Source organism: Micromonospora sp. NPDC057141 (genome assembly GCF_042670805.1).
Lineage (GTDB): Bacteria > Actinomycetota > Actinomycetes > Mycobacteriales > Micromonosporaceae > Micromonospora.
In genome coordinates this window covers 72902-88087 of the sequence record NZ_JBHUVA010000001.1, presented here as the reverse complement: position 1 = coordinate 88087, position 15186 = coordinate 72902, and the positions used below count along the sequence as shown (strand labels likewise).

General features: G+C 72.1%; 8 protein-coding genes. 4 read left to right on the top strand and 4 right to left on the bottom strand.

What is annotated here, in order from left to right; translation table 11 throughout:
* Nucleotides 1-105 precede the first annotated feature (105 nt).
* The gene (gene asnB, locus ACFT41_RS00375; RefSeq protein ID WP_377581956.1) at nucleotides 106-2067 is read right to left on the bottom strand and encodes an asparagine synthase (glutamine-hydrolyzing); all 1962 of its coding nucleotides are present in this window, start codon (nucleotides 2065-2067) and stop codon (nucleotides 106-108) included.
* Nucleotides 2068-2179: 112 nt separating this feature from the next.
* Here asnB and ACFT41_RS00370 point away from each other — a divergent pair, with 112 nt between their 5' ends.
* Both ACFT41_RS00370 and ACFT41_RS00365 read left to right on the top strand, forming a co-directional pair.
* Nucleotides 2180-3661, top strand: a complete 1482-nt coding sequence (locus ACFT41_RS00370) for an aminopeptidase P family protein (protein WP_377581954.1) — start codon at nucleotides 2180-2182, stop codon at nucleotides 3659-3661.
* Between the two features lie 531 nt (nucleotides 3662-4192).
* Nucleotides 4193-5812 (top strand): hypothetical protein, encoded by a 1620-nt coding sequence (locus tag ACFT41_RS00365; protein ID WP_377581952.1) that lies wholly within the window; start codon nucleotides 4193-4195, stop codon nucleotides 5810-5812.
* A 102-nt stretch (nucleotides 5813-5914) separates the two neighbouring features.
* Here the strand turns inward: ACFT41_RS00365 and pulA are convergent, their stop codons facing one another.
* The 3 genes from pulA to ACFT41_RS00350 form a co-directional block, all read right to left on the bottom strand.
* On the bottom strand, nucleotides 5915-11416 hold the full coding sequence (pulA, locus tag ACFT41_RS00360; RefSeq protein ID WP_377581949.1) for a pullulanase-type alpha-1,6-glucosidase: 5502 nt from the start codon (nucleotides 11414-11416) through the stop codon (nucleotides 5915-5917).
* A 185-nt stretch (nucleotides 11417-11601) separates the two neighbouring features.
* On the bottom strand, nucleotides 11602-12354 hold the full coding sequence (locus ACFT41_RS00355) for a cellulose binding domain-containing protein (RefSeq protein ID WP_377581947.1): 753 nt from the start codon (nucleotides 12352-12354) through the stop codon (nucleotides 11602-11604).
* Nucleotides 12355-12596: 242 nt separating this feature from the next.
* Nucleotides 12597-13310, bottom strand: coding sequence for a hypothetical protein (locus tag ACFT41_RS00350; protein ID WP_377581945.1), 714 nt, complete (start codon nucleotides 13308-13310; stop codon nucleotides 12597-12599).
* Between the two features lie 57 nt (nucleotides 13311-13367).
* On the opposite strand from ACFT41_RS00350, the gene ACFT41_RS00345 reads away from it, so the two are divergent.
* The gene (locus tag ACFT41_RS00345; protein ID WP_377581943.1) at nucleotides 13368-13571 is read left to right on the top strand and encodes a hypothetical protein; all 204 of its coding nucleotides are present in this window, start codon (nucleotides 13368-13370) and stop codon (nucleotides 13569-13571) included.
* A 255-nt stretch (nucleotides 13572-13826) separates the two neighbouring features.
* On the top strand, nucleotides 13827-15011 hold the full coding sequence (locus ACFT41_RS00340; RefSeq protein WP_377581941.1) for a helix-turn-helix domain-containing protein: 1185 nt from the start codon (nucleotides 13827-13829) through the stop codon (nucleotides 15009-15011).
* Nucleotides 15012-15186: the final 175 nt, after the last annotated feature.

Genomic DNA, 15186 nt, shown 5'->3' with positions numbered 1-15186 from the left:
GCTGAGCGCCGGCGCGCGGGAAGCGGAAAGGGCCCCCGCCGTCGGCGGGGGCCCTTTCTCGCCCAACTCTTCGCGTGGCTCAGCGGGCCATGGGGCTCGCCGGGCTCAGCGGACCACGGAGCCGACGACCGGCTTCGTCAGCAGCGCCGACTGGTTGCGTTGGATGCCCGGGTCGAGCGTCTTGGCCACGAAGATCGAGTGCCAGATGCAGAAGATCAGCACCGTCCACACCTTGCGGGAGTGGTCGGCCTCCTCCCGCTTGTGCTCCTCCAGCAGCCGCATCGCGTACGACAGGTCGATCAGCTCGCCCGCGCCGGAGTTGGACAGCACCCAGCGGGCCCACTCGTACATCTCGCCGCGCAGCCAGACCCGGGTCGGGGTGGGGAAGCCCAGCTTCCTGCGGTTGACGATGGCCGGCGGCACGACGCCCTGCAGCGCCTGGCGCATGGCGTACTTGGTGGCGTCGGAGCGCGGCGGGAGCCTCAGGTCCACCGGGATGGTGGCCGCCACGTCGAACACCTCCTTGTCCAGGAACGGCACCCGGACCTCCAGCGAGTGCGCCATCGAGATCCGGTCGGCCTTGACCAGGATGTCGCCGCGCAGCCAGGTGTAGAGGTCGACGTACTGCATCTTGGTGACGTCGTCGAGCTCGGTGCACTCGGCGTAGATCGGGGCGGTGACGTCGGTGTAGCGCACCGAGGGGTCGTACCGGCGCAGCAGGTGCTGCTTCTCCTCCTCGGTGAACATCCGGGCGTTGCCGTAGTAGCGCTGCTCGATCGGGGTGGTGCCGCGCTCCAGGAAGCTCTTGCCCTTGACCCCCTGCGGGATAGCCTTGGAGACCGCGCGCAGCCCCTTCTGCACCCCGCCGGGCAGGCCGTTGACCGCGCCGAGGGACAGCGGCTCCCGGTAGATGGTGTAGCCGCCGAAGAACTCGTCGGCGCCCTCGCCGGAGAGGACCACGGTGACGTGCTCGGCGGCCTTCTTCGCCACGAAGTACAGCGGCACGAGCGCCGGGTCGGCCACCGGGTCGTCGAGGTGCCAGACGATCTTCGGCAGCGCGTCGATCATGTCCTGCGGCCCGATCTTGGTCGGGATGGTGGTCACGTCGAGGTGCCGGGCCGAGTCCTGGGCGACGTCGATCTCCGAGTAGCCGGGGACGTCGTAGCCGACGGTGAAGGTGAGGATGTGCGGGTTGAACTCGCGGGCCAGGGCCACCACGGCGGTGGAGTCGATGCCGCTGGACAGGAACGAGCCGACCGGCACATCCGAGCGCATGTGCATCCGGACGCTCTCCCGCAGCGTCTCCCGGATCTGGTGGTAGAGCCGAGACTCGTCGGCGACCGGGGTGGGCCGGAACACCGGGCGGTACCACCGGCGCACGTCGATCCGGCCGCCCGGGGTCCAGGTCAGGTACTCCCCCGACCCGATCCGGCTGATCCCCTGGTGCAGGGTGCCGGGCTCCGGGACGTACTGGAGGGTCAGGTAGTGGCTCAGGTTGGCGGTGTCGATGCCGGCGTCCCCGGCGTACGCCGACTGGGCGAACGGCAGCAGCGCCTTCTTCTCGGAGGCGAGGTAGAGCCCGTCGGCGGTCTCCAGGTAGTGCAGCGGCTTGATGCCGAAGTTGTCGCGCGCGCCGAACGCCCGGCGCTCCTGGCGGTCCCAGATGACGAACGCGAACATGCCGCGCAGCCGGGTGAGCACCTGCTCGCCCCAGTAGTGGTAGCCGGCGACGATCACCTCGCCGTCGCCGGCGGTGGCGAACTGGGCGCCGAAGTTGCGCACCAACTCGTCGCGCAGCTCGATGTAGTTGTAGATCTCGCCGTTGAAGGTCAGCAGGTAGCGCCCGCCCGCGTACGGCAGCGGCTCGTGGCTGGACGCCACGTCGATGATCGCCAGGCGCTTGTGCGCGAACACCCCGTCGGCGTAGTGGCCGCTCGCGTCGCCGACCACCTCGACCCCGGTCTCGTCCGGTCCGCGGTGGTGCAGGCATTCCAACGCCCCCGCGATGTGGTCGCGGTGGGCGGCGGCGTTGCCGTTAGCGCTGAAGAAGGCCAGGAGTCCGCACATGGTGGTCATCTTTCCACGCGGCGCGGGCGACCGTCGCGGGCACCGCAGGGTCTCCGCGCGCACCTGCGTCGGGGTACCGTCTGGACCAGCGACGAGGCGGAGGGAGCGGATCATGAGCGAGGACCGGACGGACGGCCAGCCGGCGGACGGCACCGAGTCGCACGACCCGGATTTCCCGGAGGCGTTCCTGTCGTTCATGCGTGAGGGCTGGCGGGACACCACCCTGCCGGTCGGTCCCCGGGTGGAGGTGCCCAATCACGCCAAGCGGCGGGCCGCACTCTCCGCGGCCTTCCCGGGCGAGACGCTGGTCGTCCCCACGGGCGGGGAGAAAGTACGCGCCAACGACACCGAGTACCGGTTCCGGCCGGGCAGCGACTTCGCGTACCTGACCGGCGACCCCGACCCGGACAGTGTGCTCGTGCTGCGCCCGAACGGCTCGGGGCACGACGCTGTGCTCTACATGCGGCCCCGCTCGTCCCGGGACACCGACGAGTTCTTCCGCAGCCGGCACGGCGAGCTGTGGGTGGGCCGACGGCACACCCTCGCGGAGAAGTCGACCGAGCTGGGCCTGCCCACGGCCGACCTGGCCGAGCTGGACGCGGCGCTGGCCGACCTGGCCCCGGGGCGCACCCGGGTGCTGCGCGGCTTCGACGCCCGCGTCGACGCGGCCGTGCGCCCGTACGACGGGCCCCGCGAGGAGGGCCAGCCGGCCCGCGACCGGGAGCTGGCCGTCGCGATCTCCGAGCTGAAGCTGGTCAAGGACGAGTGGGAGATCGCCCAGCTCCAGGACGCGATCGACGCCACCGTGCGCGGCTTCGAGGACGTGGCCCGGGTCCTGCCGGCGGACCGGGGCGTCTCGGAGCGGCTGCTTGAGGGGGTCTTCGCGCTGCGCGCCCGGCACGACGGCAACGACGTCGGCTACGGCTCGATCGTCGGGGCCGGCGAGCACGCCACGATCCTGCACTGGGTGCACAACCACGGCACCACCCGGCCGGGCGAGCTGCTCTTGATGGACATGGGCGTGGAGAACCGCAACCTCTACACCGCCGACGTCACCCGGGTGCTGCCGGTCGACGGCCGGTTCACCCCGCTGCAACGGCAGGTCTACGACGTGGTGTACGCCTCCCAGCAGGCCGGCATCGACGCGATCCGGCCGGGCGTGGCGTTCAAGGACGTGCACCGCACGTGCATGCGGGTGCTCGCCGAGGGACTGCACGACCTGGGCCTGCTGCCGGTGAGCGTGGACGAGGCGATGGACGAGAAGTCGACGGTCTACCGGCGGTGGACGCTGCACGGCTTCGGGCACATGCTCGGCATCGACGTGCACGACTGCTCGAACGCCCGCAAGGAGACGTACCGCGACGGCGCCCTCGGCGAGGGCTACGTGCTCACCGTGGAGCCGGGGCTCTACTTCCAGCCCGAGGACGACCTGGTCCCGGAGGAGCTGCGCGGCATCGGCATCCGGATCGAGGACGATGTGCTGGTCACGGCCACCGGCGCGGTCAACCTGTCGGCGGGGCTGCCGCGCCGGGCCGACGAGGTGGAGACCTGGCTGGCCGAGCAGCGCGAGGCGGGACCCCGCCTGCCCGGCTGACGGTGACGGGGCGTCCCGCTCGTCCCGGTGACGAGCAGGAAGACACCGAACACGGGGTTTCCTCGGATACGTCCAGCTGAGGACGGTTCGACCGCTACGGTGGGTTCCAGGGCCGACATCCTGTTGGCGTCATTCCATCCACTGGTTGCAGTCGTCGGCACGAACCGGCGAGCCACGTCGGCGCCGGCTCCGGTGCTCGACTGATCCACATAGCGCGGGGCCTGCGCGGGACGACGAGTCCGGGCACAGGCCCCGACGTCTACCACAAGGCTGCCCGTGGCCGGTTCGGCGTCTGCCGCACGGGAGGGCCGTACGCGCCCTTCCTCCAGTACCGCGCGTCGCGCGCCCCAAGTCCCGTCTGCTCTGGCTTGAGACATCGGCTCTCAAATGTGGGGTTTCCTCGGATAAGCCCACGAAGCGAAGAAAGCTCTCCTACGGTGATTTTCAGTAGCTACAACCGATTTGTAGCCAAGGGCGCCTCGTCACGGCGAAGCGACCTTGTCTGATGCAAGGAGAGGGCAGAGAGCTCCGATGTCCAATCACCTTAAGCAGAGCGGCGTCGCCAACCCGACGCCGAGGAACCGCCGCAAGAAGTGGCTCGCCACCGGCATCGCCGGCATGGCGGGCGTGGTCGGTCTGGGCATGATGGCCGCCACCAACGCCAGCGCGGTCACCCGCCTCGACGACTCCGGCGGACACCAGAGCCAGAAGGACGGTTCGGGCCGGGGCGAGGGCTGGGACGGACACGACGGTGGCCGCCCCGGCGAGGACGGGCGGCACATCACGCCCGTGCCGTGCAACGTCACCGCCCTGTTCGCCGCCATCAACCGGGCCAACCAGCACCTGGGGGGCACCCTGAAGCTGGCCCGCGGCTGCACGTACGAGCTGCGCACCGGCACCGCCACGGCGACCGGCAGCAACGCGCTGCCGCCGATCACCACCGACATCACCATCCTGGGTGAGCACTCGGTCCTGGAGCGGGCCTGGGACCTGGCGAGCTTGCCGCCGACCCTGTTCCGCATCTTCCAGGTCGACGCAGGGGGCAGCCTGCGGCTGAGTGACGTCACGCTGCGCAACGGCCTGGTCATCGCCGCCCCCGGCGGCGGTGCCATGCTGGTCAACCCCGGCGGCCGGGCCGAGCTGAAGGGCGTGAAGCTGACCCAGAACAACGCCTCCACCACCGGCGTCAACGGTGGGGCGATCACCAACCTGGGGACCACCGTCCTGACCGACACCAAGTTCACCCTCAACAACGCGCAGAACAGTGGGGGCGCCGTTTTCAACACCGGCACACTGACGGTGCACGACTCCCACTTCGAGGCCAACAAGTCCCGCACCCCGGTGCCGCCGACGCCCCAACCCGGCTCGGCCATCGGCGGCGGCGCGATCGCCAGCACCGCGGGGGCGGTGACCATCCGCAAGAGCAACTTCGTCGGCAACCAGACCGCCGGCAACGGCGGCGGCCTGCTGCTGGCCGGCGGGTCCGCCGCCGTCAGCGACAGCACCTTCCGGCTGAACGTCGCGCTGACCAACGGCGGCGGTATCGCCGTCACGGAGGGCAACCTCCAGCTGCGCAACGTCAAGTTCGTGGAGAACACGACGCTCGGCGCGGGTGGCGGCCTCTACACCTTCGCCGGCTCCACCACCACGATCCTGCCGGGCGACGACAAGTGGACGTCCGAACTGGCCGACCGGTATCGGGGCGAAGGGGCCCCGGGCCAGGGCACCAAGGCCAAGGGCAGCGAGGACAAGGGCGGCAAGGGCGGGATGGACGAGCCGCAGCCCGACGGCCTCCAGCCCGGCGGCGACGGCTCGGAGTACGAGAAGAAGGTGGAGCGCTACAACGGCACCACGTTCTTCGGCAACGTCGCCGGCACCGACGGCGGGGCCATCTTCAACGGCGGCATCCTCACAATGTCCGACAGCGTGCTGCTGCGCAACCAGGCCGGCAACAACGGCGGCGGCATCAACAACGCCGCCGGCGCGACGCTCGTCGTCCAGCGCAGCGTGATCACCGAGAACCAGGCTGGCACCACCGGTGGCGGCATCTTCAACGCGGGCACCGCCACCATCGACGTCAAGACGCTGGTGTTCCGCAACAACCCGAACAACTGCAACGGCCCCAACCCGATCGTCAACTGCCAGGGCTGACCGGGCCGGTACGGAGCAACCGCTCCACCGACCGCAACAAGGAACCGGCCCCGCCGGGCGCGACCTGGAGTCGCTCCCGACGGGGCCGGCCCCGTATGCCTGTCAGCGCTGGACGAAGACCGCCACGCTGCGCGCCGGCACCGTGAACGTGCCGGTGCCCCGGTCGAACGCGGCGGTACGCAGCACCGGATCGGCCGAGGCGCGCAGCACCGGGTGCAGCGCCACGTCCGACCCGCGCAGGCCGGTCACGGTCTGCTTCGCCGGCTGCGGCGTGGCGTTGAACACGACGGTCACCGACCGCCACGCCCCGCCGAGCCCGCGGGCGTCGAGGGTCATGGTGAGCACGCCCGGCGTCTCGGCGGCACCGGAGAGCGGGAACGCGACCCGCCGCTGCACCTGCTCGGCGGTGTCCAGCCCGAACACCGGCGACGACTCGCGGATGCGCAGCAGCTCCGCGTACCGGGCGTCGGCCAGGTCGATCGCCGCGCAGTCGGGCACCAGCTTCGGGTCCGCCAGCAGCGGCTTCGCGTACGGCCACTTGTCCTGGTTGTCCTGCGCCGGGGGCAGGCCCGCGCCGAACCCGTTGCCCTGGGCGCAGTCCCAGCGGATCTGGTTGAACCAGTCGCCGGAGTTGTAGGAGTTGCGGTCCAGCGACTTCGACCGCAGCCGCTCCGAGCCGGCCGTCACGAACCCGGTGCCCTGCCCCAGCACCACCGTGCTCAGGGCGAGGACCTGCATCCGGGCCCGGTCCGCCGCCGAGGTGGCCTGCGGCAGCTTGTACGCCAGCGCGTCGTACAGGATCTCGTTGTCGTGCGCGTCGACGTAGGTGACCGCCTCGCCCGGCGCGGCCGTGTAGCCGGCCGGCGAGCCGTTGTAGTCCACCTGCGCGCCGGTGACCTGCCGGCCGGAGGAGTCGGTGAACCGGTAGCCGCGCAGGTTCCCGGCCAGCCCGACCTTGATCAGGTCGTGGGCGCGCAGCAGCCGGGCCTTCTGCTCGGCGGCCGAGCCGTTGACCGGGTCGCCGTTGGGGTCGGTGAACAGGCCGGAGGCGAAGCCCTGCACGCGCGGGTTGGCATCGAACGGGCCGCCGCCGCGCACCGCGTCGCGGAGCCGGTCGTTGAACGTGCCGATCCCGGTGCCGGCCATTTTGGCCTGGGTGGCCTGCACGAACCGGGCGTCGTCGGCGACCTCGCCGAAGTTCCAGCCCTCGCCGTACAGCAGGATCTTGCGCCCGTCGACGCCGTCGCGGGCGACGGTGAGCTGGTCCAGGGCGGCGCGCACGGCCAGGATGTTCGCCTTCGGGTGGTGGCCCATCAGGTCGAACCGGAAGCCGTCCACCTTGTACGCCTTCGCCCAGGTGACCAGCGAGTCCACCACCAGCTTGCCCATCATGGCGTGCTCCGGGGCGGTGTTGGCGCAGCACGTCGAGGTGGCCACGGCCCCGTCGTCGAGCAGCCGGTGGTAGTAGCCGGGCACCACCTGGTCGAGCACCGACTTTCCGTCCGTGCCGGCGGCCGAGGTGTGGTTGTAGACGACGTCCATGACCACCCGCAGGCCGGCGCCGTTGATCCCGGCGACCATCCGGCGGAACTCGGTGGTCCGCGCCGCCCCGGCCGGGTCGACGGCGTAGCCGCCCTCCGGCACGGTGTAGTGCAGCGGGTCGTACCCCCAGTTGTAACCGTCGGTGTCGGCCACGGCCGCAACGCACTTCTGCTGCTCGTCGGAGTCGGCCGGCAGCGCCGCCAGGTCGCAGGCCGGCTGCTGCTGGTCGGCCCGGCGCTCGGGGATGGTGGCGAAGTCGAACGCCGGCAGCAGGTGCAGGTAGTCGACCCCGGCGTCGCCGAGCGCCCGCAGGTGCTTCATGCCGGCCGTGTCCGGGTCGGTGAAGGCGAGGTAGGTGCCGCGCCGCTGCGCCGGCACGGTGGCGTCGGCCATGGAGAAGTCCCGCACGGAGACCTCCTGGATCTGCGCCTTCGCCGGGGGCACGGCCGCCGGCTTGCGCAGGCCCGCCCAGCCGGCCGGGGCGAGCGCCGGGTCGGTCAGGTCGACGAGCTGGCTGTGCGTGGAGTCCGGCGCGAGGGCCAGCGAGTACGGGTCGGTCACCGACGCGGTGACCACCCGCTGCGCCGTAGGCTGCCACGCGGACACCCGGTACCGGTAGTACTTGCCGGTCCAGCTCTTCTCGCCGCGCGCCGACCACACGCCGGTGCGGTCGTCGCGGCGCATCGCGACGACCCTCGGCGCGGCGGTCGGGGTGTCGGACAGCTCCACCGCCACCGACCGGGCGGTGGGCGCCCAGACCGACAGGGTGGGCACCCGGCCGGCGAAGGTGGGGCCGAGTTTCGCGGCGGTCGCGGCGGCGTACACGTCGTCGAGCACGCCCGGGATCTGCACCCCGGTCGCGCCGAGCAGCGCGCCGGCCGCGTCCCGCTCGGTCACCACGAGCTGCCCGCGCAGCGCCGCCGGCACCTTCGCCAGGTCACCCCGGTCGAGGGTGAAGGCGCGGTGGGCCCACAGGTGCGGGAACCGCGTGCGCTGGGCCTCGGTGAGCCCGTTGCGCTGCGCCCGCAGCGGCAGCGAGGTGTACGTCCCGGACAGCTCCCCGTCGGCGACGGTCAGCCCGCCGGCCGGGGCGGTCACCAGGGCGTACGTCCTGCCGTCGGTCTCGCCGGTCTGCCAGGCGACGGTGGACCGGTCGATCCACTGCGCCTTCTGCTTGCTGATGTCCACGTCCCTGGATACCCCGGACGAGGTCGACGGCAGCAGCCGGCCCGGCGTGGCGGCGAGCAGCCACACCTGACGCCCGGCGGTGGCGAAGTCCAGCCGCTGGTCGTCCGGCAGGTCCTTGGCGTCGCCGTTGTGGACGATGTAGCTCAGGCCGGTCGCCCCGGCGGCCAGCGGCACCCGGAAGACCGCGCCGAAGGAGTCGACCTGCTCCGGCTTGAGCGGGCTGGCCCAGTCGGTGGGGTTGGCCGCGCCGTCCCACAGGTGCAGGCCCCAGCCGTCGTAGCTGTTGTCGGCGCGGCGGTAGTGGATCAGCGCGGTGTTCTCGGCGACGGGCGGGTCGGGCTCGCCGGTGGCGGACTGCCGGCTCGGGTAGAGCGCCGCGTCGCCCTGCTTCACCCACACCTCGCCGGTCTGCGTCACGTCGATGGTGCGGTCGACGGCGACGTCCTTGGTGCCGGCGGCGTCGACCACGAGGAACCCGACCGACTTCGCGCCGGGCTTGAGCTTCACCCAGGCGAACCGGCCGAAGGAGTCCTCACCGGCGAACGGCTGCCCCTCGGGCCACTCGGTGGCGTACGCGGGGTCGATGTCGCCCCAGGCGTACAGGCCCCAGTCGGCGTAGCCGCCGGCGGGACGCTGGTAGTGCACGACCGCCCAGTCCCGCGACGCGCTCTGGGCGGGGGTGCCGACGGTGGCGGTGGCGCGGGTGCCGGCGACGCGTCCCCGGCCGTCGCGGACGACCGCCTTGTACTCGATCTTCGTGCCGCCGGCCAGGCCGGTCAGGTCGTGGTGCACGGTGTACGGGGCGGTGTGGGCGCTGCCCAGCAGGGTCCACCGGCCGCCGGCGACCCGGGCGGCGACGGTGACGGTCGCGAGGGGATCGCCGGTGACCTGGGCGGTGACGGGGGCCCGGGTGGCGACGGGCGCGTCCGGGGCGGGGGCGGTGATGGCGATCGCCGGCTTCGCGGCGGCCTGCGGGATGGCTTTGGCGGCCCGGTACACCACGGCGGACAGCGCCGGCACGGTGACGGTGAGCCGGCCGTCCGCCCCGGCGGTCGGCGTGTCGGTGCCGCCGTGGATGCCGGCGAACGCGGTGCCCGCCGACCAGGTGTCCACGGTGACGGTCTGCGCGGTGTCGGCGTTGTTGACGGCGACGACGTACTCGACACGCTGGCGCGGGTCGACGCGGGAGAAGGCGAAGACGCCGGGGCCGTCGGCGGCGTACCGGGTGACCTGGACGCCGTCGCGCAGCGCCGGGTGGGCCTGGCGCAGCGCGCCCAACTCGGCGATGGTGCGGTAGAGCGGGTGCGCCGGGTCGTACTGGTCGGCGGCGTGGGTGCGGTCGGTACCGATCAGGTCGTCGTCGAGATAGTCGGCCGTCTTCGACGCGAACATGTCCTGCCGGGCGTCCTTGTCGCCGCCGGGGCCGGTGAAACCCTGCTCGTCGCCGGAATAGACGACCGGCTGCCCCCGGGTGAGGAACATCAGCTGGTGGGCGAGGGTGGCGCGGCGCAGCTGCGCGGCGTCGTCCCCGCCTGCGGCGGCGACGAACGAGCCGATCCGGCCCATGTCGTGGTTGCCGAGGAAGGTGGTGAGCCGGTTGGCGTCGGTGTCGCGGGCGGCGTACAGGTCGTCACGTGCGTACACGTCGGCGAGGGCCTTCGCGGAGCCACCGGCGGCGGTGTAGCCGCGCGCGGCCTCCTGGAAGGCGAAGTCGAGGGTGGCCGGCAGGCCGCCACGCCGCACGTAGCTGGAGGTGATCTCCGGGTCGGCGCTGTAGACCTCGCCGAACATGAAGAAGTCCTTCTTGCCCGCCTTCTCGGCCGCGCGCTCGATGCCCCGGCTGAACTGCGGCCAGAACTCCAGGTTGGCGTGCTTGACGGTGTCCAGCCGGAATCCGTCGACGCCGGTGGCGCCGATCCAGTCGCCGTAGACCTTGGTGAGGCCCGCGACGACCTCGGGGCGCTCGGTCCACAGGTCGTCCAGGCCGAAGAAGTCGCCGTACTCGCTGTTCTCGCCGGTGAAGGTCGAGTCGCCCCGGTTGTGGTACATGGTGGCGTCGTTGAGCCACGCCGGAACCTTGACCTTCGCGTCGGCGGGGCTGTCGAAGGTCGGCGTGTACGGGAAGGAGCCGGCGTCGACCTTCGGGAATCCCCGGGTGCCGTCGGCGTAGTTGCGGTCGTCGAAGGCCCGCCCCTGCGCGTCGGTGTACGGCGCGGTCTTCTTGTCGACGTACGCGTACTTGTCCTCGGCGTACTTGATGACGTCGGCGGTGTGGTTGACGATGACGTCGAGGTAGACCTTGATGCCCCGTCGGTGCGAGAGCTGCACCAGCCGCTTCAGCTCCTCCTCGGTGCCGAAGTGCGGGTCGACCTGGGTGAAGTCGGTGATCCAGTAGCCGTGGTAGCCGGCGGAGGCGTCCGCGCCGGTGCCCTGCACGGGCCGGTTCTTGAAGATCGGAGCGAGCCAGATGGCCGTCGTGCCCAGCCCCTGGATGTAGTCGAGCTTGTCGATGACACCCTTGAGGTCGCCGCCGTGGTAGAAGCCCTTGTCGGATGCGTCGAGGCCGGTGGCGAGCCGGTCGCCGGTGAGGCCGCCGGCGTCGTTGCGCGGGTCGCCGTTGGCGAACCGGTCGGGCAGGACGAAGTAGAACTGCTCGGCCCGGGCGTCGGCGGAGCCGGCGGCGAGCAGGGCTTCGGCGGAGGGCTCGGCGCGCCACTGCACCGCGCCGGCGGCGGCGAGGGGGTCGGTGCCGGTGCCCCGGTCGGCGGCGTCGCCGCCGAGCTGGCGCACGGCGACGGGGGTGCCGACGAGGGCGAGGGTGAGGGTGGAGACCAAGGCGAGCATCGCCTTACGGGACATCGGCGGGGGTTTCATCGACGGCCTTCCTCTGGTCGTGATTGGCCCGCACGCTAGCCCTTGCCGAAAGGTTCTGCAATACCTTGCAAACAGAGTCGTAACAAAGCAGTCATCTTGCAAGCGCCTGCGCAGGGGCAGGCAGGCACGTGCACACGGCACGGGACGACCCCGGGCCCGGCCGGTGGTGACGGAGGGGGATCAGCTCAGCGGAGGCCGGAGCAGCCGGCCCCGTCGACGGTGCAGGTCGTCGGCCGGGTGGACCGGGTCTGGTCGAAGTGGAACCGCAGCGGCACCGAGGCGCCCGGGGCCAGGTCCACGCCGCTGGTGAAGGTCCACGTGTCGCCCGAGCGGCTGATCCTGCCCTGCGGCGCGCCCTCGATCCAGGCGGTCACCAGATGGGCGTACGGGAAGGTCATCCGGACCGTCCAGTCCTGCTGGGAGCGGGACTCGTTGCGCACCAGCACCTCGCCGATGAACGCACCGTCGTAGGCGTTCATCACCCGGTACGCGCCGGTGACCGACGGCGACGCGGGCGGCTTCGCCGGGGTGGGCGGGGGCTCGGGCGCAGGCGCGGGCGGGCCGGCGGGCGGCGGGGCGGCCGGCTCCGCCGGCAGAGAGGCGGCACCGCCCTCGCCGGCCGGGGTGGGCACCACAACGTGCCCGGCGGGCTGCGCCCCGCTGGGCGACAGCGTCGAGCGCGGGGAGAGGCCCGGCACCACCGGCGCCGGCGGCTCCGTCACCGACCGGCTCACCGTCGGCGGCAGCGTCGGCAGCGACATCGTCCACTCGGGAGCCGGGAACGCCTCACCGACGGGCCCCCGGCTACGGTACGTGCCGAGCGCCACGAACAGCAGCACCACCATCACCACCACCCCGACCGAGACCACGATCCAGGGCGAACTGGCGATGGCGGTGTTGGCCCCGGGGGTGGGTTGCGCGCGACGTGTGCCCGACATGTCCCTCCCTCATCGGTCCCGCCCGGAGAGCGTAGCGATCAACGGCATTGTCGGAAAGAGTCGGAGCATCACTGAACCGTCCTAACAGTCCAGTGGGCCCGGTTCCGTCGATGCCGCGCATACCCGGAGGTCGCCGCGACGCGGTCAGGCGGTGCGGATCACCGTACAGATGGCGGCGACGACCAGCCCCGGCAGGGCACAGCAGCCGGCGGCGGCACCCCGCACCGCGCCGACCCGAGCGCTCACCGTGGCGGGATGCGCACCTCGATCTCGGCGCCGAGCTGGGCCCCGCCGGTCAGCCCCAGGTCGTCGCCGCTCCAGAACCGGCCCGGGTCGTACCAGTTCGGACGGCGGCCCGCCGGCAGCAGGCCCATCGCCTCGTACGTCACCGCGACCACCTCGGCGCAGTATGCCGTCTCCAGTGCCCGGTCCCGCACCGCGACCCCGCCCGACGGCTCCGGCCGGCCGGCTCCGCGCTCCGCCGGGCCGGTCCCCCGGTCCCGCCGCCCGGGCAGGGGCAATGGCAGCCGCACCTGCGGCACACGGCCCCGCGCCCAGCGCCAGGCGAGCTGGGCGGTCGACGGGAACGGCGTGCCGTCGAGGCGGGCGACGGTGCGCAGCACCGCCTGCTCCATCGTCGCGTCGGCGGGCGGTTCGAGCTGGCGCAGCCAGGCCCGCTGGCCGTACCGGTTGGCCCAGACGCAGACCGCGTCCCGCAGATCGTGCAGCTGCACCCCACGCTGGCGGGTGCCGGTCCACATGTCCGGCAGCGACCGGCCCAGCTCGGCGTGCCACATCAGCGGCGGCAGGTCGTCGAGGACCACCGCCATGCCGACGTGGTTGACCGGGCTGTTGGTGGTGAGCTGGATGGCGCGGTCGGGCACACTGCGGCCCCGGAACACCCACACGTCGCCGGTGCGGGTCAGCTCCACGGCCTCGTCCAGGCCGATGCTCATCCCGTGACCCCGTCGCCACCGGCGCTCTGCTCGCTCATGAACGTCTACCCTAGGCGCATGCGGCAACGGATGCGGTGGTGGAAGTGGCTCGGCCTGGCCGGTCTCGCGGGGGTCGCCGCGACCGGGGTGGTCGTCGCCCGCGCCGAGCGGCGGCGGCGGGCGTACACCCCGGAGGAGATCCGCGCCCGGCTGCGCGACCGGCACGCGGAGGCCACGGCCACCGGCGCGATCGGCGCCGCACCGCCCGACAGGCCGGCCTGACCGACGGGCCAGGGGAACAAGATCGCGCTCGACAGGGAAAGAGTGGCATCGCCCGGACTCGGAGGCCACACTTTCCCGGATCGAGCACGATCTTCGGCCGGGTCGGCCGGCTAGCGGCGCTTTGAAGGGTCGGCCCACCTCACCGCATCGAGCCGAATAACCGTACGGGGGCGTACCGTTGCAGACGGTGGGGCCACCGGTGGTAGCAGGTCGACGGCCCACCGCCCAGACCGCTACCTGGGGAGAGGCAGCACGATGTCGACCGGCACCATCGGCACACGCATCAAGTACTGGCGGGCACGCCGAGGCGGAATGACCCAAGCTGTGCTCGCCGGTCTCGCCGGCCTATCACAGCCGTACATCTCCCAGATCGAGGCCGGGCACCGCAGCATCGACAGTCGGTCCACGCTGATCGCCATCGCCGCTGCCCTACAGGTCACGGTCGCCGACCTGCTCGACCAGCCCGGCGATCCGACCGACCCGGCGAAGACCGGTGCCGCAGACGCGGTACCCGCCATCTGGGCCGCCCTGCTGGAGATCAGCGATGGTGACCGGCGCAAGCCCGCCGGCAGCCGGGAACAGGCTGTCGCGTCCCTTCACGCCACCAACGTCCTGCGGCTCAGCGCCGACTACATTCGCATGGCCCGGGCCCTTCCCGGGCTCCTCGCGGAAGCCTCCGCCCATGGCGGAGTCCTGCTCGCCGAAGCGGCCTACCTGACGTCGACCTGCCTGCGGCACCTCGGGCACCGGCACCTGGCCGTCGACGCGGCCCGCATCGCCCAGGCCGCCGCCGAAGACGTCGAGCACCAGGCGTGGCGGGGCGCGGCCCGGTTCGCATACGCGCAGGCCCTGCCCGTCGAAGCAGCCGGAGTCGCCGCGCGCGCCGCCGGCCGGACGATGACCGACCTGCAACCGCACGCCACGGACCGGGACGTGCGGCAGGTACTCGGGCAACTACACCTGGCCGCTGCGCTGCGCTCTGCGGTCGACGGGCAGACCGGCACCGCAGCCGACCACCTGTCCGAAGCGGAGCGGGAGGCGGCGACCCTCGGTGACCCGCCGCCGGACGGCGGGTTCAACACCATGTGCTTCGGGCCGACCAACGTCGTGCTGTGGCGGATGGCCATCGCCGGCGAGTCCGGTGACCATCCGGAAGTGATCGATCTGGCCCGGACCGTCAACGTGGATGCGCTACCGATCGCCAATCGCCGGCAGGCGTACTGGATGGACCTCGGGCGGGCCCTTGCGCAGTCCGGCCGCAAGGACCGGGAGGCGGAGATTGCCTTCACCCGGGCAGAACACATCGCCCCGTCGCTGTTCATCCTGAACCCGCTGGCTCGGGACGCGGTGTCGGCGATGGTCCGCCGGGCCCACCGCCGGGCCGTGTCGAAGGAACTCAGGGTTCTCGCCCGACGCCTGGACATCACGCTCACCGCATAGCCGGTAGCAATACGTGAACGGCGCGCACCCGCCTACGTTCTTCGAGAGGACGTGGCGACAGCACGGAAAACGGCCACGCCGCGTCCAGCCAGGTATGGCGGGTGCTGTTGCTTCCCAGGTGACTGCCCGCCCCCAAGGCGCGGCGGCGGCCGGTCCTCCCACCTGAGCCACCGCT